Below are 17,783 nucleotides of genomic sequence, written 5' to 3' on the forward strand. Positions count from 1 at the left end.
GCCGTTCAGGTTCGGGAGAACATCCGTATCGAAAGAATGCACTCGCATAAAACTGGACCCAAACATCTTCGACCCGCACCGTTCGTCGGGACCGCCGACACTCGGTTTTACACCGGGCGAAAGACTTTGGCGGACTGATACGTCATCGGACCACATGCTCCAATCGGTGACTGAGTTCGTCCTCGACGTCCTCGAAAGTACGCTCATCGAATTCGGCACCGTGGTTCGCGACGCGGCACCGAAGGTACTCGCTGGCATCGTCTTCGTCGGACTCGCCTACGTCGGCATCAAAATTATCTTGTACCTCCTTCGGGGTGCCCTGGACGGCCTCTATCCCGAAGAGCAGGAACTCGTCGTCGACCTCGGCGTCGCCATCGCCGGCGTCTTCCTCTGGTTCGGCACGGCACTCGCACTCTTGAACATCGTCGGCATGGAAGAGATTGCGGCGAGTCTCGGGACGGCGACAGGGTTCATCGCACTGGGCGTCTCCTACGCACTGTCGAACATGATTGCCGACACCGTCGCCGGTGTCTACCTCCTTCGAGACCCCGACTTCAATCCCGGCGACCGCGTGAAGTCCGACCCAGTCACTGGGACAGTCGCGGCCATCGAACTTCGGAAGACACGGTTCGAGAGTGACGAGGGCGACACGGTGGTCGTCGCGAACCGCGACGTCGAAAAGAAGTGGACGAAGTTCGACGAGGTGGACGCGACGACTGTCTCTGGGACCGAATCGGCGTAATCGCCGAAATCGACCGATTTGGGCACCCCGGAACCCTTTTACGGCGGTCGGGCGTACCCCCGACGAACACCAATGGGCATTGGCTCAGACATGTATCGTCAGCAGATTTTGGATCACTACAAGAACCCCCGTAACCACGGTCGACTGGAGTCTCCGACGTTCAGTCACACGGGGGAGAACCCCTCCTGCGGCGATACGATTACGATGGACGTGCAGCTCGCCGACGACGGCGAGACGATAGAGCGCGTCGCGTTCTCCGGTGATGGGTGTGCCATCAGTCAGGCGTCCGCGAGCATGCTCACGCAACGACTCCCGGGAACGACGCTCTCGGAACTGAACGAGATGGACACCGACGACATCACCGAGATGCTCGGCGTCGACATCTCACCGATGCGAATCAAGTGTGCCGTCCTCGCCCGACAGGTCGCACAGGACGGCGCGAAGATTCACGAAGGTGAGATAGAAATCGAGAAGACGAAGACCGAAGACGACGCGTAAGCCGAGCCGCGATTTTCTCTTCGTTCGACTGGTTGCTGAGCGCAGTGGCTACTGGGTGGTGTAGTGCCGAAAGGGGGAAGAAAGAACGTGTATTCGCAGCCAGTCGGCCTTATTCGGGCTTCAGACCGCCGTCCTGCACGCGCATGACTGCCTCACCGTCGGCGAGGTTCGGCGCGTCGACGAGGCGGACGATACGCTTGTCGCCCTTGGACTTGCGGAGGTAGATACGGAACGTCGAGGTGTGGCCGAGGATGTTGCCACCGATCGGCTGGGTCGGGTCACCGAAGTAGGAGTCGGGGTTGGACGCGACCTGATTGGTCACGAGAATACCAGTGTTGTACAGGTCGCCGATTCGCATCAGGTCGTGCAGGTGCTTGTTGAGCTTCTGCTGGCGTTCGGCGAGTTGTCCGCGGCCAACGTACTCGGCACGGAAGTGGGCGGTGAGCGAGTCGACACAGAGCAGTCGAACCGGCCAGTCAGAGTCTTCATGCTCGCCAGCGAGTTCCTTGGCCTTCTCGGCGAGGAGAATCTGGTGGTTGGAGTTGAACGCCTTCGCGACGTGAATCTTGTCGAGGAAGTCAGCGATGAGTTCTTCCATCGCGTCTTCGTCGTCCGGCGAGCCTTCGATTTCGCGCTCGTCCATCGTCGTCTGGAGAATGTCGTCGTCGAGGCCGCGGACCATGTCGTCGATACGCTCGGGACGGAACGTGTCTTCGGAGTCGATGAAGATACACGCACCGCCGAGACCACCGAGTTCGCGGGGGAGTTGGACGTTGACTGCGAGTTGGTGGGTAATCTGGGACTTACCGGCACCGAACTCACCGTACACTTCGGTGATGGACTGCGTTTCGAGTCCGCCGCCGAGGAGTTCGTCTACCTCGTCGATTTGCCAGCTGAGTTTGCCAATTTCCTTGCGTCGTTCGAGGACCATCGAACCGGTCTCGAAGCCACCGACGTCGGCGGCCTTGCGTGCCGCGTTGATGATATCCGAGGCCGTGCTCGAACCGATGTCAGCCTTGTTCGACAGTTCGCCAGGGCTGGCGACTGCGATGGACTGATAGCTGTCGTAGCCGTTCTCGACGAGTTTGTCGGCGGTTGCCGGGCCGACACCGGGGAGACTTTCGAGGTCGTCTTCTGCCATACATCGTCGTTCCGCCCATACCCACATAAACCCTCGTTAACAGCAGGGTGAAAGTGAAATCGAGAGACGAGAGCGAGTCGGTGACGAGCGTCTGACGAGGGTTCAAGTCGGAAGTCGCGTAGAGTGCGGCGCGAGCAGAGAAGCGAGACGAGGAGAACAGAGAAGTCAGGAGCGACTGTTCGGAATCACTCCCACGGGTGACCGTTGGGCGTGGAGGGCCACAGCGGGTACCAGTACCCCTCGTCGTCTTCGATTTCGAGTTCACCGTCGAGGACTGATTCGAGTTTGAACTCCAGTTGCTGGTTTCGTTTGGAAGTGCCCTGCGGCGCGAAGGGGTAGTACGCACCGCGGCGGAACGAGTAAATCCAATAAACGCGGTCGTCAGCCTTCCGGAACCCGAAGAGTGCAGCGAGAAGGCGCGACCCGTAGCCTCGTTCGATGAACTCGTCGGCGGCAAAGTGGATGCTCGTCACGAGGTCCTCGGGGTCGTCGTCCACGAGAACGACCCAGTTGTAGCCGTGGCCGTCGGTGTGACGTTTGAACTCCGTCCCGGTCTCTTCGCTCCCGGCGCTGAGAATCGCCTCGACAGCGTCGACGGTGTCTTCGAAGTCAGTGCTGTCTACGGAAGAGAAACAGAGTGCTGCCTCGTCGGCCGAGTCGAATCGGAGGTCCGCTTCCATCGTCAAATACGCCGTACTCATGCCGAAGAGGTCGTCGGGGTCGGCCCGACTGGTCGCGTCCGACTCGGCACTGATACCGAGGACAGAGCGAAGCGAATCTAAGAGTCCCATGGGCACCGCTAGGGTGTCCGAGAACTTATAGGGTGTATCGAAACGAGAACGGTGAGAACCGAGTTCGGATTAGAACGTCTCCATCTCGCGCTCCATGTCGCGGAGGCGCTCGACACGCTTCTCGGTCGAGGGGTGGGTGCTGAACAGTTTTCCGATGAAGTCGGACTTGATGGGGATGATGAAGAACGCGTTCATCTCCGAAGTCTCACGCATGTCGCGCTTCGGGACGTTCTCCATTCGACCCGAAATCTTCAGCAGGGCGGACGCCAGCGCCGACGGGCGACCCGTGATAATTGCCGCCCCACGGTCGGCGGAGTACTCACGGTAGCGCGAGAGCGCCCGGATGAGCAGGTACGAGATAATCCACACCAGCAGCGACGCGATAATCGCGACGATGACCGGCATATTCTGGCGGTTGTCGTCGCCGCCGAAGAGCCAGCCCCAGCGGACGATGAGGAACGCGATGCTGGAGAGGAACGACGCGATAGTCATGACCATCACGTCGCGGTTCTTCACGTGCGCGAGTTCGTGCGCGAGCACGCCCTCCAACTCGTCGTCGTCTAGCGTTCGCAGCAGGCCTGTCGTGACACAGACGGCCGAGTTCTTCTGTGACCGACCCGTCGCGAAGGCGTTCGGCATGGACGAATCCGAGATTGCGACCTTCGGCTTTGGCAGGTCCGCCTGCTGGGAGAGACGGCCAATCATCGCGTGAAGCTTCTGCGCCTGTGGTCCGTCGTCTTCGTCGACGACGCGTGCGCCCATGCTGTAGAGCGCGATCTTGTCGCTGAAGAAGAACTGGGCGAAGAGGAAGACACCCATGAACAAGACCATGATGGTCAGGCTCTGGAAGTACGCGACCAGCACTCCCGCGAAGACGATGTAGAGAGCGAACAACAGGAACATCGTGAACGCCATTCGCCCACGGAGTCCCCAGTCCGGTTTCCATTCCATACCCCGTGATTAGTAATCCGGCTAATAAACGCTGTTGGAGTGCGACAGTTTCGCACACCAGCGCTGGGAAGCACACAGGTGGACGAATGTGCACACAGATGCGTGGTTTTAGCACGACGGAACTCCACCTGCAACATATGGAGACTGTCATCGTCACCGGCGCCCTCGGGCGCTCCGGTCGCTGGATTGCCGACCGACTCGCCGACGAGTACGACGTGGTCGCCGTCGACCTCGACCACCCCGGATTCGAAGTCGACGCCCGCGAGAACCTCGATTTCCGCGCTGCTGACCTGACGAACATGGGCGAAGTTGCGGACCTCGTCGCCGACATCGACCCTGACGCAGTGGTTCACTGGGCTGCGATCCCCTCACCGACCCGCAACGCCGGCTCTCGTGTCTTCGAGACGAACGTCCAATCGACGTACAACGTCCTCGTCGCCGCCGCGCGTGCCGACGCACGAATCGTCTGGGCCTCGTCTGAGAGCGCCTACGGCTTCGCCTTCGCCGAGGAGAAACCACTTCCCGACTTCCTCCCCATCACCGAGGACCACCCGCTCCGACCCGAAGACCCCTACGGGACCGCCAAAGTCGCCGGCGAAGAGGTGTCGAAGATGGTCACCCGCAAGTACGGTGTCTCGACGTGTGCCATCCGCCCGTCGTGGATTCAGTACCCCGGTGAGTACAACTGTCGCGACATCGCGGAATCTGGAGACCTCGCTGGCGGTGCGGGGAACTGCTGGTCCTACGTGGACGTGCGCGACGTTGCCGGACTCGTCGCTGCCGCCCTCGAAACACCAGTCGACGGCCACGAAGCAGTTCACGCCGCCGCCGCAGAGAACTACCTCGGGCGACCGACCGCTGACGCCGTCGAAGCGTTCTGGGGCGAATTGCCACAAGAATGCACCCTCGATGGCGAAGAATCCGCCCTCGCGACGACAAAAGCAGAACTCCTGTTCGACTGGGAGCCTGCCCACTCGTGGCGCGAGGCGGTCGACGAGGACGTTCCAGAACCGACGCTCTGGGAGTGAAGCCGAACGAGTAGGGAGCAGTGCCGGCTTCTCAACCGGCAGACGCGAGACACACTGTTTTCCCAACGGGGCGCATAGGTCTAGATAACATGTTCGCCGATAGAAAAGACGCAGGCCGCCGACTCGCGGACCTGCTCGACGAACGGGGAGAAACGGCGGACGTCGTCCTCGCTATCCCCCGGGGAGGACTTCCAGTCGGCCGTGAAGTTGCCGACCGACTCAGAGCACCGTTGGACGTGGTCGTCGCAAAGAAGGTCGGTGCTCCGGGGAATCCGGAACTGGCACTCGGGGCCGTCGCCGGCGACGGAAGCGCGTGGTGGAACGAAGACCTCCTGTCGTACTTCGACGTGACCGATGAGTACCTCGACCGGGAGCGAGAACGCAACGCCGAGGCGGCACGAGAGAAAGTGAAACTGTACCGCCACGGCGACCCACTGCCGGACGTCGAAGGAAAGCGCGTCATCGTCGTCGACGACGGCGTCGCCACGGGTGCAACTGCTCGTGCGTGTCTCCGGCAAGTCGTCGCCGCAGGGGCAGAACGCGTCGTCCTCGCGATTCCGGTCGCGCCACCGAGTACCGTCGTGGAACTCGAAGACGAGTGCGACGAGGTCGTGACGGTCCAAGCGCCCGAGGCCTTCGGCGCAGTCGGTGTGTTCTACCGTGACTTTTCGCAGGTGTCGGACGAGGAGGCCGCAGACTACCTCGAGAGAGAAGAACCCGAAGAGTAGTCGACGCGTGGCGCGGAATTTAAGCGGTCGAACGGGCTAGACCCGTCAATGAGCGAATCCCGCGACTTCTGTCCCCGATGTGGGGACCCCATCCCAGAGCGAGAAGACCCGCTCCCCGGGATGCCTCGTGAACGAGACGACGTGGTCTGCGACTCGTGTTACTTCGAGGATTTCGAGCTCGTCGACGCACCCGACGAGGTGCAGGTCCACGTCTGTGCGCAGTGTGGCGCCATCCACCGGGGCAACCGGTGGGTCGACGTCGGTGCCCGCGACTACACCGACATCGCGATCGAAGAGGTGTCGAACTCCCTCGGCGTCCACCTCAACGCCGAAGATATCAGTTGGGGTGTCGAACCCGAGCAAATCGACGAGAACAACATCCGGATGCACTGCCACTTTTCGGGTATCGTCCGCGGCACTCCCGTCGACGAGTCCATCGTCATCCCGGTGAGCATCGCCCGCGAGACGTGCAAGCGCTGTGGCCGCATCGCCGGTGGCTACTTCGCCAGTCTCGTACAGGTTCGCGCCGACGACCGCGTCCCCACGACCGAAGAAGGGGAAGAAGCAATCGAAATCGCCGAGTCCTACATCGCCGAACGCGAGGAGAAAGGCGACCGAGACGCGTTCATCTCCAGTGTCAAACGGACGCCCAACGGCCCGAACATCAAGATTTCGACCAACAAGATGGGGAGCAGCGTCGCCAAACAAATCCGCGAGCGACTGGGCGGGACGATCGACGAACACCCGACGCTCGTGACCGAAGACGGGGACGGAAACGAAGTCTACCGTGTCACCTTCGTCACTCGCCTCCCACGCTACACGGCCGGTGACATCATCGACCCCGAAGACGACGACGACGGACCGGTCCTCGTCAGGAGCAACAAGGGACGCCTGAAAGGCATCCGCCTCACCACCGGAGAACACTACGAATCCGAGTTCGAAGACGGAGAACGCCCGGACGCCGAACACCTCGGGTCGACGGAAGACGCCCAAGAGACCACCGTCGTCACCGTCGAAGACGAGTACGCAGTGCAGGTGCTCGACCCCGAGACGTTCGAGGCGAAGACTATCCCACGACCGGATTACTTCGACCCGGACGCGCCGATGGTGCCGGTGCTCAAGAGCCAGTCTGGACTCCACATCCTCCCGGACGAAGCCGTCGAAGACGACACAGACGAGTAGCGAGACGGGGGAGGTACTCGGACAGGAACCGGCATCTCACACGGGCGAAGCAACTGTGCGGGGAGGAACCGAGGAAACGGTCGCTTTTCGAAAAATCGCGCTATCGAGCGTCAGCGTTCAAAGAAAGGACCGTCGTCGAACGGAGGGCCGAATTAGTCTGCACTCGCCGAGTGGTCGGTCGACGTTGCTGCAACGGGTGCATCTTCCTCACGCACCGAAACACCGTGGCGCTGGAGGGCGACTCGGAGGTCTTCTTCGGAGTACCCGGAGTGGGTCGCCGCCTGCGAGAGCGTCAGTGTTCCACTACGATACAGTGTGATCGCCGTGGCGAGTGCGTTGGAGTGCATGACCGATATATCGATATCAACCCCCTCATTGTTAACTATTTCGTGAGAAAGCGTGGCAAATACATGATTAAGGAGCATATGTGTTTACATACGTAGACCAGATTTGAATTTGAGTACCGCAAACACACATACCCGTTAACAATCATTGAAGATTTGTGTCGAAGCGGCGAGTACCGTTGGACGGAGCGAGTATTTTACCAGTATTACGATATATTATTACATATTAATTCGGCCATACTGAAGCCGAGAAATATGTACGTTCACTCGGCGGTATCACGTCCGAAAATCAGTGGAAAAGCGTTAATTAGCGGTTGGCCGACGTAACGGATATGGACCGACAGCAACTCCTCGCACTGACACTCGTGGCACTGATGATGGGGTCGACGCTGCTTACCGGTGTCAGTTTCCTCCTCTAATCACTCGCCCCAGACGTCCGAAAGGGGGTGATTATCTCGGCCGTCGTCGTCCGAATCGCTCGCTGTCGAGCGCGTACGCCGACTGGACGACCCACCACCGGACCCGCCCGTTCGAGTCGTGTTCGACCCGCCCGACCCACCGGTCGACCGAGACTGTGTGCGCTGCGACGACTGCCCGCCGAGATTCGTGTCTCCACGACTCGCGTTGCTTCCGCGCCCGCCGGCCGCGACAGGGTCGAACTCGGGGAGGTCCGGTTTCGTCATGCGGTCGACTTGCTCGGCGAACCAGTCGGGCATGTCGGTGCGTGTCTTCTCGAACAGCTGGAGGAGACTGCTGTCTGCGATGTAGGTGTCGCCGTAGTCGTCGGGTGCGCGGACGACTCGACCACACGCCTGAATCACGGTTCGCAGTGCTGCGCGGCGGTACCACGCCCACTGCCCGTCTTCGAGCCGGCGAGCGACACGTGAGTCGTTCGTGTTGAGATACGGCGCTTTACACAACACCTGCCACCGACACAGGTCACCTTTCAGGTCGAGTGCCTCTTCCATCTTGACCGAGAGGAAGACCTCAGGTCGGTCGGTCGCTTTCCACGTCTCTAGCTCCTCGTTGCGGTTGTCTCGGTCGTGGCCACGGATGCGGTTTCCGAGGCCCATCTCGGCCAGTCGACGCCGCAGTTCCGCCTGAATCGCATACGAGTGGCAGTGAATCAGTCCCTTCTCGTCGGGATGTTTCGCCATCAGCCGAACGATGAGACGGGCGATTTTGGGGAGCGTCTCGTCGCGGTGTTCGTACGTCATCTTCCCCTGTGTCACGTCGTACAGCGGGCGGTTTTCGACCGGGAAGGTGTGTCCAACGTCCACGAGTGCGACGTTCGACGGGTCCAACCCGACCGACCGGCAGAACGCCGCTTTGTTCAGAATCGTCGCCGACAGGAGGGCGAACTTGTTCCCGCGGTCCCAGACGGTGTGTTGGAGGTACTTCGCCGGGTCGAGCGGTTTGATGGCGATGGGTGAGCCCTCGCCGTCGTGCTGGTCGACGACCCACGTGGTCGGACTCTGTGGGTCGCGGTAGTCTTCGACGAACCACTTCAGTTCCGAGCGGAGTTCCTGGAGTCGGTCACGGCGGGCGGCCTCGTCGGGGGTCAACTCGGCTTTCGTCAACAACTCGTCTTTCGCGCGTTTGCAGACGCCAGCGAGCGTCTCGGCGAATCGGGCGGCCCGTTCGACCGGGTCACCCGCCTCGGAGAGGTCCGGGACGCCGATGTCGTCCCACACCGGAACCGTCCGGGGTTTGAGGTCGATGGTCGCGTACATCTCGGCCCACTCCGCGAGGCCGTGTGCCTCGTCGATGACGACTACGTCGCGCTTGCGGAACACGTCCGACCCGGCCGTCTGCATGAAGTACGCGAGCGTCATCGCCGCAATCTGGCGGTTGGAGGCGATAGCACGGTCAGAGAAGTACGGACACCGGTGCCGGACGGTGCAGTCGAATCCACGGGTTCGAGCACAGGGGGCCCGGTCGACTGGGGTGTCTTCTTCACCGCGGATGATACAGCGGTAGTTCGACTTCCCGCGGATAATCTTGAGGTCCGAGAGCAAGTCGTCTTCGGCGACGTCGTCGAGTTGCGACACCTGTGGCGTCGTGTAGTACGCGTCTGTCGCGTCCGCGGGCGACGACTCTTCGACGGTCTGGGCCGTGCCCGCGATGGAACGCGCGAGGAGCGACTTTCCGCTCCCGGTCGGCGCTCGAACCAACACCACGTCGTTGCCGCTCTCGAAGGCGTCACGAATGTCACGCAGGGCTTGCTCCTGATTACCGCGGAAACTGGGGGCGGGGAACGAGTCGACGATGCGTGACGGGTCCACGATGGTTCCTGTCGGTGGGGACGCCTAAATCCACCGCTCCCTCACGAAGACTGCGACGTGAAAACCGTGACTTAGAGACCAGCGACGTCTTCTGCGGTCGGTTCGCGGTCACCCGGTAACTGCTCCATACACTCGAAACAGAGGAAGTGCTCCGACCCGTCGACGAGTTCGAGCGTCATCCCACCCGACGAAGACGTCGGAAAGTTCCACAGGTCGCCGATGCCGCCGGCGATGCGGACGCCCTTCCCGCAGGCGTCACACGGTTCTGAAGTCATACGACGAGTGAGGTGACGGAGCGCCAAAAGCACCCCGCCCAGGTGACCGAGTCGGCACGTCAGGAGCGCACGGACCGCCGGGAGATTCATGTCGATAGACGTATAACTTCTATGGCATGCGTGTCGATTGCGAGGGGTGTGCAGGCTGCTGCATCGACTGGCGACCGGTCTCGCCCGTTTCGCTGGACCACGAGCGACGCGGACCGCGCGCACCACTCGACGACACCTACAACCTCGTCCCGTTGACCCGCGACGAGGTTCGTAACTTCGTCGACGCTGGACTCGGCGACGTACTCACACCGCGACTGTGGAAAGTCCCGGCCGGGGAAGGCGTCGAAATCGACGGTGTCGACGTGGCGACGATTGGCGGCAACCCGGCGTTCTTCGTCGGCATGCGCAAACCGCCGAAACCCGTCGCCCCGTTTGGCCTCGACCGGACGTGGCTTCGTGCCTGTGCCTTTCTCGACCCCGAGACGCTCCAGTGTCGCATCCACGACACAGAGCTCTACCCCGCCGAGTGTTCGGAGTACCCCGGGCACAACCTCACCCTCGACCAAGAGACCGAGTGCGAACGCGTCGAAGCATCCTACGGCGGGGACCGCCTCGTCGACGAGGTACCCCCCACGGACCAACACGGCCTGCTCCTCGGCCCCCACGCCCTCGGCGCGAAGGTGTTCGTCCACCCCGACCCCTCGCGACTGGAAGGCGTCGTCGAACGCCTCCAGCGCCGGTCGTTGACTCCGGAAGACAGGGCCGAGTTCGTCGGTGTCGCGGTCGGTTCCCATCCGGGGTCGACCGAAGTCGACGCCGACCGTGCCCGCGAGGCCCGAGCGCGCACGTTGCAAACAGCGTCGTGGGCCGGCGAACTCATCTCGACGTGGAACGGCATCGCGACTGTTCTCGGAGCGTCTGCCGCAGACGCACCGCACCCAGACGAGGTCGAAGTAAAACGCGGGGCACCCACGACTCCCGGGTGGGACGTCGTTCGAGCAGACAATTAAGCGAAGGCGGCCCGACGGCCCTCACGCGACGAGAGTTTAACATCCTGAACAGCGTTATCACACATCATGAGAGTCCTCGTGACTGGTGCGACCGGATTCGTCGGCCGACGTCTCGTTCCAGCCCTCCTCGATGCGGATCACGACGTGGTCGCCCTCGTCCGCGACGCGAGTCGCTACAGTGGGCCGGATGAAGCCGAAGTCGTCGAAGGTGACTTACTCGACGCGGAGACGCTCACTCCCGCCATGGAGAGTGTCGACGCGGCCTACTATCTCGTCCATTCGATGCGGTCCGGCGGAGACTTCGAAGCGCGTGACCGACTCGCGGCCCGAAACTTCGTGAATGCGGCGTCGGCTGCGGGTGTCGAGCGTGTCGTGTATCTCGGTGGATTGGGTGAAGAACGAGACCGGCTCTCGCCACACCTGCGCTCGCGGCGCGAGGTCGAACACCTCCTCGCGTCGGGGCCGTACGAACTCACTACCCTCCGAGCGGCCATCATCGTCGGTGCCGGGAGTGCGAGTTTCGACATGGTTCGGCAACTCGCGAAGCGCCTCCCGGTGATGGTGACGCCACAGTGGGTCGAGACGGAGTGTCAACCCATCGCGATTAGCGACGTGGTCGCCTACCTCGTCGGCGTGCTCGACCACCCAGAGACAGCGGGCGAGACGTACGAAATCGGCGGTCCCGACGTACTCACGTATCGGGAGATGCTCCAGCAAGTCGGGACACACCTCGGCCACGCACCGAGAATCGTCCCCGTCCCCGTGTTGTCGCCGCGCCTGTCGTCGTACTGGATCGACCTCGTCACAGACGTGGACATGGACGTCGCGCGACCGCTCATCGAGGGGCTGAAAAATCCCGTCGTCGTCACGGACGACCGTATTCGGGACATCATCTCGGTCGACGACATCCCGTTCGACGTCGCAGTCGAACGGGCCCTCGTCGAAGAGCGTGACGAGACGGCGATTTCCATCGAACCAGCGACCGAGGTGCCGTGAGCGCCGGTGGAGTCGAGTATCCCGACTGGACACGTATCGTGACAGTGGCGATTGATAAGTCGCGAGAGCCTAGAGCAAGGAAATGAACGACGCCCCGGACTACGGCGAGACGTGGGTGTACGAGAGCATCGTCGGTGCGCTTCCGGGCGTGAAAATCGGCGAAGCAGGCGCTATCGCTCTCCAAATCGCCGTGTTCGAGACGGCAGTCCTCTTTTTCGCGTGGGTGTACGACCTCTGGACCGCCGCGATTGCGGGAACGGCAGCCATCGTCGTCGCGGCCGTCGGCAGTGTCGTGATGCTCCGGATGGGCGAACAGACCCGCGCTGTTGCGGTTCCGACACCGTATCGACGCCTCCTCTTCGGGTCGAGCATCGAAGTCGTCCTCGGAGTACTCGCGTTCGTCGCGCTCGTGACGTACCTGTTCGTGTTCGACCCCCAGCGAGCCGAGACACCGCTCTTGACGATTCTCTTCGGGCCAGAGCAGCCCATCGTCGTCGTCTACCTGATGCTCCTCATCCTCTGGGACCTCTGCTACCGTATCGGCACGTCCTGGTGGGCCGCCGTCGTCGGCCTCTGGGGCGCGGTCCGCTACCGCTTCGACGAACCCACTGCCCGGACGATTCGGCGGGTGAACCTGCTCAACGTCGGGTTCGGCGTCGCACAGATACTCCTGGTTCCGTTCATTCTAGACCAACCGGTCCTCCTCGTCGCGGTCGGTGGGCACGTCGTGGCCGTGACCGTCGTCTCGGTGACGGCAGCGGCGCTCGTGCGAACCTAATACTCGGACAGAAAGTGTGCTGACTTACTCGCCAGACTTCATCTGCTTGAACTGTTCGAGAAGCGCATCCGCAGAGTCACCGGAGTCGTACTCGATAGTACCGTGGTACGTCGAGCGGTCGTCGTCGGTGCCGACATCGACCTGGCTCGTCATGCGTTCACGGCGTTCGTGTTCGGCTTCGTCATAGGCACCCATTGACATGATACAACATACCGTGAGGGTGAGTACCACATATATCTATCGGAGAAATTCATTCCATTGACACATACTCGGATAATGTGTTGCTAAACTGGCATTCGTGGCCGTCAGCGGGAAAGGATAAAAACACCTGCCGGACAACACCGTGTGTGGCACGCCCCCTTCGCTTTCGCTATGCCCCCGGTCGGTGGGATACGTCGCGAGTCAACCGCGACGTGTACCAGCCCCTCGACGCCAATCTCGGCGCGTCGATGAGCGCTCCGTGGTACGACCCACCCGAGGGCTACGAAGCCCGCCGATTCGACATGGACAACGGTGATACGGCACTCCTCGCGTGGACCGACGACCACGCCTACTGGATTGGCAACACTGAGACGCCGAGTTCGCTCTGGCGGACGGACAAAGTGGCGTTCAACGAGGCCCCCTTCGAAATCTCCCGGTGGGCCCAGCGTGAACTCATCGCCGAGCTGTTCAAAGCGTCACCGTGGCTGAAGCCCTACCCCCACCTCTCGTGGTTCTTCTTGCCGGTGTTCCTCTCGAAAGACGGGCGAGAGACCACTCGGTCGTTCTTCCACGACCACGCAGCAGGGTTCCCGGACGCGACACGTGACGAGGCACTGGAGTTCTACGAGGCGTTCTTCGCGACGGGCGTCCTCGACGAGTACCGCGAACTGATGGCCGGCAAACTCGGCACCTCCGAGTACTTCGACCCGACACGGATGGCCGCGGCGATGGGCGAGTTCGACGTGGCTTACCTCCTCAACGAGGCGGGGTACGACATCACACCCGAAATCGAAGTCGCGACAGGCCACTCCATCGACTTCCGCGCCGAGAACACCCGCGCTGGCGGCGCGCTCATCGAAGTGACGCGCCCGCTCCCACCGAACCGTCGGTCGGTGAGCAACCCAGTTGCCGCGATCCGCGACACGGCGCAGACCAAGACCAACGGCGAGGGACAACTCGCCGAACACGGTGGTGGCGTGACGCTCTTCGTCGACTGCTCGTCGTATCCCGACGACGACTGGGCCGCCATCATGGGCGAACAACCGGACGTTCGACACCGGCCGGCAGTCGTGTTCAGACTCCGTCCGTCGGGCCACGTCGAAGGCTACTCGAAAGGGTCGGTCCCCGTGGACCTCCCGTGGCTCCCGTAGCCCGCGGCTCTCGTAGCGATTCTGACGCGCAGTTCTCACTGTAGCGAGCGTATAGCTAAATCAGCGACTGTCGGATGAGCGAGTATGCAGTGTCACTACTGCGACCGTGAGGCCGCATACGCTCCCGAGAAAGACCACGTCAAGGTCGGCCTCTGCAAGCGGCACTTACGCGAGTACTTCGAGTAACGTGACGAGCCACAGGCTCACGGACGTGAGTTATTCGAAGAAGAATTCGTTCGGGAGGTTCGTCCGTGCTCAGAACGAGAGCATGTCAGGACCGTTCTCGCCGAACGGTGACGGGTCACGGTCGCTGTAGTACCGACGACCGATAGCCTCGTGACCGACACCGGTGAAGAGGGCATCGCGGACGTCCTGCGGGCACGTGTACGTCTCGTCTCCGAGACGGGCCAGAATCTCCGCGACCGTCTCCTGACCGTTTTGAAGCTCGATTACTTCGTCCCCGTAGTGTTGGGCGAAGTCGGTCGAGCTAGTCGGGTATTCGTGGCGATCGATTGCGTCGCCGAGTCCATTCAGGCGCATTACACCCAGACAAATCCGGACCTCATCCTTAATGATTTTCCATGATTGTCCTTAGAGAATTGGTAGTCCTTAATCATCCTTAATGGAGAATTCGGAGCAAGGTTTGTTGCCTCCTCGGACCCACCACGACGCATGCACGACGACCCGCCGGTTGCGGATCTTCATCTCCACACGACCGCTTCGGATGGCCGCCTCACTATCGACCGTCTTCCCGATGCGGCCCGCGCGGGCGGTGTCGACGTGGTAGCGGTGACAGACCACGACCGTTACCACCCCGAGCTGGACGGCTCAGTGGTCGAACGCGACGGTGTGACCATCATCCACGGCATCGAACTCCGTGCCGATGCGGGAGACAGACGAGTCGACCTGCTCGGATACGGCGTCGAACCACACCCCGGACTCACCGCCGAAGTCGAACGCCTCCAGAAGAACCGAGTCGAACGCGCGCGGAAAATCGTCGACTACGTCGAAGAGACCACCGGCGTCCACCTCGACATCGACATCCACGACGGGATTGGCCGACCACACATCGCCCACGCCATCGACACCAGTGATGCCCCCTACGACTATCAGGGTGCGTTCGACGAACTCATCGGTGCGGATGGCCCGTGTTACGTCCCCCGTGACCTCCCGTCGTTCGACCACGGCGTCGCGGTGCTGAAAGAAGCGTGCGCAGTCGTCGGTCTCGCACACCCGTTCCGCTACCGTGACCCAGCGGGGGCGCTCAACCTGTGTGAACATCTCGATGCTGTCGAACGGTACTACCCCTACGGATACGACACCGACGTTTCACTCGTCGACGAGGCAATCGAGAAGTTCGGCCTCCTCGCGACCGGCGGGAGTGATGCCCACGATGAGACCCTCGGACGAGCGGGTCCCCCTGAAGACGACTTCGTTCGGTTTGCGGCTGAGATTCCGGGTCTCTAACTCGTTAGTCAGCTAATAACTCCGGGTTACCCCGGGGCGTAAACTTAAATCCTGTCACGACTCATGGGCGGGTATGCAGTGTCACTACTGCGACCGTGAGGCCGCATACGCCGCCGAGAAAGACCACATCAAGGTCGGCCTCTGTGAGCGACACTTCCGCAAGCGCGTCGAGAAACTCGCCGAGTCTGAAGAACTCGCAGGCTTGAAAGAAAAACTCGACATTAACCGAACGAAGTGACTCCCTACTCACTGGCGCACCTGCACTAACGACCCCATACCGTTCCCCCCCACGAACGAGACCACCACCGTTCCCCACGAACGGTCTTTTACCCGAGAACCCGTCCGCCGAATACGTAGAGCGCCGCGAGTACGCTCTCGAACACGAGCGTCCCCGCCGCCGACAACACGAGGAACTGCCGCGATGACATCTCGGCGAACCCTGCGGGCACGGTGAGCATCCCGCGCGTGAACAACATCGCGTTACTCGCAGGGACGACGAGCGGGCCCCACCGTTCGAACCACCCGTCGAATCTGTCGAGTTTCGAATCGTCGATGCGGAACCACGAACGCGAGGCGAGGTATTCGCGCCCGCCGTATTTTGCGACCAGAAACAGTGCGAACTGGCCAACTGTGGCACCAGCGACGGCGACGGCGAGGATGGGAATGAGATACTCCTCTCCGATTAGTATCAACGCACCCGGGACGAGTAGTTCGCTCGGTGCGATGTACAGCAGCATGGCACCTTCGAGGACGAACACCAAGAAGAGGACGAGAAATGCAACGTCCGAAGCCAAGAGGTCACGGAGGAAGGCGGGCAGTTCAGGAACGACAGCGCTCATCGATGGCTGGTAGTTCGGCGCCTGACACCGTCACTGTGCTGGTTTCCCGCACGGAGAGCGACGACATTTTGCCACCTCCATCCGAAGGCGGGGTATGGACCTCACCGACCGCCCGCGACGGCTTCGAACGGATGGGATACGGCCGCTCGTCTCAGAGACGTCACTGGAGGCGACAGACCTCGTCGCGCCCGTGTTCGTCGACGCGACGACCGACGAGCGAATCCCTATCGAGTCCATGCCGGGACACGAACGCGTTCCTGTCGACGAGGCGGCCGCCCGGGTAGCCGAAGTACGCGAGACTGGCGTCGAGGCAGTCATCATCTTCGGAATTCCCGAGTCGAAAGACGCCGAAGGGTCGCGCGCGTACGCGAAAGATGGAGTTGTTCAAGAGGCAGTCCAGCAGATTACCGCCGAGACGGACGCCTACGTCATCACCGACGTGTGTCTCTGCGAGTACACCGACCACGGACACTGCGGAATCATAGAGGACCACGCAGAAGACGACCCGACGCTGACCGTTCAGAACGACCCAACACTCGACCTTCTCGCGAAGACAGCCGTCTCGCACGCCGAAGCAGGCGCCGACATGGTCGCGCCGTCGTCGATGACCGACGGGATGGTGGGTGCCATCCGCGACGGATTAGACGACGCGGGCTACAGTGACGTTCCAATCATGTCCTACGCCGCGAAGTACGAGAGCGCCTTCTACGGTCCCTTCCGAGACGCCGCCGATGGTGCGCCGGCCTTCGGCGACCGGCGTCATTACCAGATGGACCCCGCCAACGCCCGCGAAGCGATGCGCGAGGTCGCGCTCGACGTCGAACAGGGTGCAGACGTGCTGATGGTCAAACCCGGCCTCCCGTATCTCGACATCGTCCGTGCCATCCGCGAGACCTACGACCACCCCGTCGCCGCGTACAACGTCTCTGGGGAGTACGCGATGCTCCATGCCGCCGCCGAGAAAGGTTGGTTGGACCTCGACGCGACGGCGCACGAGTCACTGTTGTCGATGAAGCGAGCAGGCGCAGACCTCATCATCACGTACTTCGCAGAGCGCGTGGCGGAGAACCTCGCTGGGCGTCGCTGACTCATACGTTCGCCGGCCACTACTAACTCACTCGTCGTCTACTCGCTGTGTTTCGCAAATACGGCACTCGGTAGCGTGGTGCGCACGGCCAAAACGCCTATATCTGGCAACATTTTCCTGAACGTTCGTCCAACCATCACCGAACATTCGTCTTCGGAGTGGACGAAATACAACCTTATATGCGTAATATTCTAACCTATTTTGTTCGAGTGTAGTATTATGCATAGGTAAATTTGAGCATTTCAACCCCTCTCTTTATGTATTACCTCTCCATGAAGCTGAACCGTGATGAAGCACC

The 17,783-nt window shown here is 61.6% G+C and carries 21 protein-coding genes and 1 pseudogene; 13 read left to right on the forward strand and 9 right to left on the reverse strand.

Annotated elements, in window-relative coordinates:
* Nucleotides 1–154 precede the first annotated feature (154 nt).
* Nucleotides 155–742: a mechanosensitive ion channel domain-containing protein gene (locus GJR98_RS02945; RefSeq protein ID WP_151135305.1), complete on the forward strand. Its 588-nt coding sequence runs from the start codon at nucleotides 155–157 to the stop codon at nucleotides 740–742.
* 72 nt (nucleotides 743–814) lie between these two features.
* A complete protein-coding gene (gene sufU, locus GJR98_RS02950) occupies nucleotides 815–1,240 on the forward strand; it encodes a Fe-S cluster assembly sulfur transfer protein SufU (protein WP_151135307.1) in 426 nt (141 codons plus the stop codon).
* Between the two features lie 109 nt (nucleotides 1,241–1,349).
* On the opposite strand, the gene radA is transcribed toward sufU, so the two are convergent.
* From radA to htpX, 3 genes are all read right to left on the reverse strand, one after another.
* Complete coding sequence (gene radA / locus GJR98_RS02955; protein WP_151135309.1) at nucleotides 1,350–2,381, reverse strand: DNA repair and recombination protein RadA; 1,032 nt, start codon at nucleotides 2,379–2,381, stop codon at nucleotides 1,350–1,352.
* 185 nt (nucleotides 2,382–2,566) lie between these two features.
* On the reverse strand, nucleotides 2,567–3,172 hold the full coding sequence (gene pspAB / locus GJR98_RS02960) for a PspA-associated protein PspAB (protein WP_151135311.1): 606 nt from the start codon (nucleotides 3,170–3,172) through the stop codon (nucleotides 2,567–2,569).
* 69 nt (nucleotides 3,173–3,241) lie between these two features.
* The gene (gene htpX, locus GJR98_RS02965) at nucleotides 3,242–4,123 is read right to left on the reverse strand and encodes a zinc metalloprotease HtpX (protein ID WP_151135313.1); all 882 of its coding nucleotides are present in this window, start codon (nucleotides 4,121–4,123) and stop codon (nucleotides 3,242–3,244) included.
* A gap of 137 nt (nucleotides 4,124–4,260) precedes the next feature.
* Between htpX and GJR98_RS02970 the strand changes: the two genes are divergently transcribed.
* From GJR98_RS02970 to GJR98_RS02980, 3 genes are all read left to right on the forward strand, one after another.
* Complete coding sequence (locus tag GJR98_RS02970) at nucleotides 4,261–5,151, forward strand: NAD-dependent epimerase/dehydratase family protein (RefSeq protein ID WP_151139373.1); 891 nt, start codon at nucleotides 4,261–4,263, stop codon at nucleotides 5,149–5,151.
* A gap of 89 nt (nucleotides 5,152–5,240) precedes the next feature.
* The gene (locus GJR98_RS02975; RefSeq protein WP_151135315.1) at nucleotides 5,241–5,879 is read left to right on the forward strand and encodes a phosphoribosyltransferase; all 639 of its coding nucleotides are present in this window, start codon (nucleotides 5,241–5,243) and stop codon (nucleotides 5,877–5,879) included.
* A gap of 48 nt (nucleotides 5,880–5,927) precedes the next feature.
* Nucleotides 5,928–7,061, forward strand: a complete 1,134-nt coding sequence (locus GJR98_RS02980; RefSeq protein ID WP_151135317.1) for a 60S ribosomal export protein NMD3 — start codon at nucleotides 5,928–5,930, stop codon at nucleotides 7,059–7,061.
* A 152-nt stretch (nucleotides 7,062–7,213) separates the two neighbouring features.
* On the opposite strand, the gene GJR98_RS02985 is transcribed toward GJR98_RS02980, so the two are convergent.
* The 3 genes from GJR98_RS02985 to GJR98_RS02995 all read right to left on the reverse strand — a co-directional run bounded on the left by GJR98_RS02985 (nucleotide 7,214) and on the right by GJR98_RS02995 (nucleotide 9,965).
* Complete coding sequence (locus GJR98_RS02985) at nucleotides 7,214–7,408, reverse strand: DUF7317 family protein (protein WP_151135318.1); 195 nt, start codon at nucleotides 7,406–7,408, stop codon at nucleotides 7,214–7,216.
* Nucleotides 7,409–7,824: 416 nt separating this feature from the next.
* Complete coding sequence (locus GJR98_RS02990; protein WP_151135320.1) at nucleotides 7,825–9,690, reverse strand: helicase C-terminal domain-containing protein; 1,866 nt, start codon at nucleotides 9,688–9,690, stop codon at nucleotides 7,825–7,827.
* A 71-nt stretch (nucleotides 9,691–9,761) separates the two neighbouring features.
* Nucleotides 9,762–9,965: a DUF7561 family protein gene (locus tag GJR98_RS02995; RefSeq protein ID WP_151135322.1), complete on the reverse strand. Its 204-nt coding sequence runs from the start codon at nucleotides 9,963–9,965 to the stop codon at nucleotides 9,762–9,764.
* A 116-nt stretch (nucleotides 9,966–10,081) separates the two neighbouring features.
* Between GJR98_RS02995 and GJR98_RS03000 the strand changes: the two genes are divergently transcribed.
* The 3 genes from GJR98_RS03000 to GJR98_RS03010 all read left to right on the forward strand — a co-directional run bounded on the left by GJR98_RS03000 (nucleotide 10,082) and on the right by GJR98_RS03010 (nucleotide 12,740).
* A complete protein-coding gene (locus GJR98_RS03000; RefSeq protein WP_151135324.1) occupies nucleotides 10,082–10,966 on the forward strand; it encodes a YkgJ family cysteine cluster protein in 885 nt (294 codons plus the stop codon).
* Nucleotides 10,967–11,032: 66 nt separating this feature from the next.
* Entirely contained in the window at nucleotides 11,033–11,962 is a 930-nt protein-coding gene (locus tag GJR98_RS03005; RefSeq protein ID WP_151135326.1) for an NAD(P)H-binding protein, read from the forward strand.
* A gap of 82 nt (nucleotides 11,963–12,044) precedes the next feature.
* Nucleotides 12,045–12,740 (forward strand): DUF7530 family protein, encoded by a 696-nt coding sequence (locus tag GJR98_RS03010; RefSeq protein ID WP_151135328.1) that lies wholly within the window; start codon nucleotides 12,045–12,047, stop codon nucleotides 12,738–12,740.
* 24 nt (nucleotides 12,741–12,764) lie between these two features.
* Here the strand turns inward: GJR98_RS03010 and GJR98_RS17410 are convergent, their stop codons facing one another.
* The gene (locus GJR98_RS17410; RefSeq protein WP_191965407.1) at nucleotides 12,765–12,941 is read right to left on the reverse strand and encodes a DUF5786 family protein; all 177 of its coding nucleotides are present in this window, start codon (nucleotides 12,939–12,941) and stop codon (nucleotides 12,765–12,767) included.
* Nucleotides 12,942–13,087: 146 nt separating this feature from the next.
* Between GJR98_RS17410 and GJR98_RS03015 the strand changes: the two genes are divergently transcribed.
* Together GJR98_RS03015 and GJR98_RS17905 are read left to right on the forward strand one after the other, a co-directional pair.
* Nucleotides 13,088–14,092, forward strand: coding sequence for a DUF5784 family protein (locus GJR98_RS03015; protein WP_151135330.1), 1,005 nt, complete (start codon nucleotides 13,088–13,090; stop codon nucleotides 14,090–14,092).
* An 84-nt stretch (nucleotides 14,093–14,176) separates the two neighbouring features.
* Nucleotides 14,177–14,275 (forward strand): annotated as a pseudogene (locus GJR98_RS17905) (DUF6757 family protein); the annotation flags it as partial.
* A 72-nt stretch (nucleotides 14,276–14,347) separates the two neighbouring features.
* On the opposite strand, the gene GJR98_RS03020 reads toward GJR98_RS17905, so the two are convergent.
* The gene (locus GJR98_RS03020) at nucleotides 14,348–14,632 is read right to left on the reverse strand and encodes a DUF5789 family protein (protein WP_151135332.1); all 285 of its coding nucleotides are present in this window, start codon (nucleotides 14,630–14,632) and stop codon (nucleotides 14,348–14,350) included.
* A gap of 132 nt (nucleotides 14,633–14,764) precedes the next feature.
* Here GJR98_RS03020 and GJR98_RS03025 point away from each other — a divergent pair, with 132 nt between their 5' ends.
* Together GJR98_RS03025 and GJR98_RS17415 are read left to right on the forward strand one after the other, a co-directional pair.
* On the forward strand, nucleotides 14,765–15,559 hold the full coding sequence (locus tag GJR98_RS03025; RefSeq protein ID WP_151135334.1) for a PHP domain-containing protein: 795 nt from the start codon (nucleotides 14,765–14,767) through the stop codon (nucleotides 15,557–15,559).
* A gap of 73 nt (nucleotides 15,560–15,632) precedes the next feature.
* Complete coding sequence (locus GJR98_RS17415; protein WP_191965408.1) at nucleotides 15,633–15,797, forward strand: DUF6757 family protein; 165 nt, start codon at nucleotides 15,633–15,635, stop codon at nucleotides 15,795–15,797.
* 88 nt (nucleotides 15,798–15,885) lie between these two features.
* Here GJR98_RS17415 and GJR98_RS03030 read toward each other — a convergent pair whose 3' ends face one another.
* Entirely contained in the window at nucleotides 15,886–16,398 is a 513-nt protein-coding gene (locus tag GJR98_RS03030; RefSeq protein WP_151135336.1) for a DedA family protein, read from the reverse strand.
* A 94-nt stretch (nucleotides 16,399–16,492) separates the two neighbouring features.
* Between GJR98_RS03030 and hemB the strand changes: the two genes are divergently transcribed.
* Nucleotides 16,493–17,485, forward strand: coding sequence for a porphobilinogen synthase (gene hemB / locus GJR98_RS03035; RefSeq protein WP_151135338.1), 993 nt, complete (start codon nucleotides 16,493–16,495; stop codon nucleotides 17,483–17,485).
* Nucleotides 17,486–17,783 lie beyond the last annotated feature (298 nt).

The organism is Haloferax marinisediminis, assembly GCF_009674585.1.
Lineage (GTDB): Archaea > Halobacteriota > Halobacteria > Halobacteriales > Haloferacaceae > Haloferax > Haloferax marinisediminis.

Excerpts from the sequence above, each read along its gene's own strand:
- GJR98_RS02945 (WP_151135305.1), top strand. The coding sequence starts at position 155 with ATGCTCCAATCGGTGACTGAGTTCGTCCTCGACGTCCTCGAAAGTACG.
- sufU (WP_151135307.1), top strand. The coding sequence starts at position 815 with ATGGGCATTGGCTCAGACATGTATCGTCAGCAGATTTTGGATCACTAC.
- radA (WP_151135309.1), bottom strand. The coding sequence starts at position 2,381 with ATGGCAGAAGACGACCTCGAAAGTCTCCCCGGTGTCGGCCCGGCAACC.
- pspAB (WP_151135311.1), bottom strand. The coding sequence starts at position 3,172 with ATGGGACTCTTAGATTCGCTTCGCTCTGTCCTCGGTATCAGTGCCGAG.
- htpX (WP_151135313.1), bottom strand. The coding sequence starts at position 4,123 with ATGGAATGGAAACCGGACTGGGGACTCCGTGGGCGAATGGCGTTCACG.
- GJR98_RS02970 (WP_151139373.1), top strand. The coding sequence starts at position 4,261 with ATGGAGACTGTCATCGTCACCGGCGCCCTCGGGCGCTCCGGTCGCTGG.
- GJR98_RS02975 (WP_151135315.1), top strand. The coding sequence starts at position 5,241 with ATGTTCGCCGATAGAAAAGACGCAGGCCGCCGACTCGCGGACCTGCTC.
- GJR98_RS02980 (WP_151135317.1), top strand. The coding sequence starts at position 5,928 with ATGAGCGAATCCCGCGACTTCTGTCCCCGATGTGGGGACCCCATCCCA.
- GJR98_RS02985 (WP_151135318.1), bottom strand. The coding sequence starts at position 7,408 with ATGCACTCCAACGCACTCGCCACGGCGATCACACTGTATCGTAGTGGA.
- GJR98_RS02995 (WP_151135322.1), bottom strand. The coding sequence starts at position 9,965 with ATGACTTCAGAACCGTGTGACGCCTGCGGGAAGGGCGTCCGCATCGCC.
- GJR98_RS03000 (WP_151135324.1), top strand. The coding sequence starts at position 10,082 with ATGCGTGTCGATTGCGAGGGGTGTGCAGGCTGCTGCATCGACTGGCGA.
- GJR98_RS03005 (WP_151135326.1), top strand. The coding sequence starts at position 11,033 with ATGAGAGTCCTCGTGACTGGTGCGACCGGATTCGTCGGCCGACGTCTC.
- GJR98_RS03010 (WP_151135328.1), top strand. The coding sequence starts at position 12,045 with ATGAACGACGCCCCGGACTACGGCGAGACGTGGGTGTACGAGAGCATC.
- GJR98_RS17410 (WP_191965407.1), bottom strand. The coding sequence starts at position 12,941 with ATGTCAATGGGTGCCTATGACGAAGCCGAACACGAACGCCGTGAACGC.
- GJR98_RS03020 (WP_151135332.1), bottom strand. The coding sequence starts at position 14,632 with ATGCGCCTGAATGGACTCGGCGACGCAATCGATCGCCACGAATACCCG.
- GJR98_RS03025 (WP_151135334.1), top strand. The coding sequence starts at position 14,765 with ATGCACGACGACCCGCCGGTTGCGGATCTTCATCTCCACACGACCGCT.
- GJR98_RS17415 (WP_191965408.1), top strand. The coding sequence starts at position 15,633 with ATGCAGTGTCACTACTGCGACCGTGAGGCCGCATACGCCGCCGAGAAA.
- GJR98_RS03030 (WP_151135336.1), bottom strand. The coding sequence starts at position 16,398 with ATGAGCGCTGTCGTTCCTGAACTGCCCGCCTTCCTCCGTGACCTCTTG.
- hemB (WP_151135338.1), top strand. The coding sequence starts at position 16,493 with ATGGACCTCACCGACCGCCCGCGACGGCTTCGAACGGATGGGATACGG.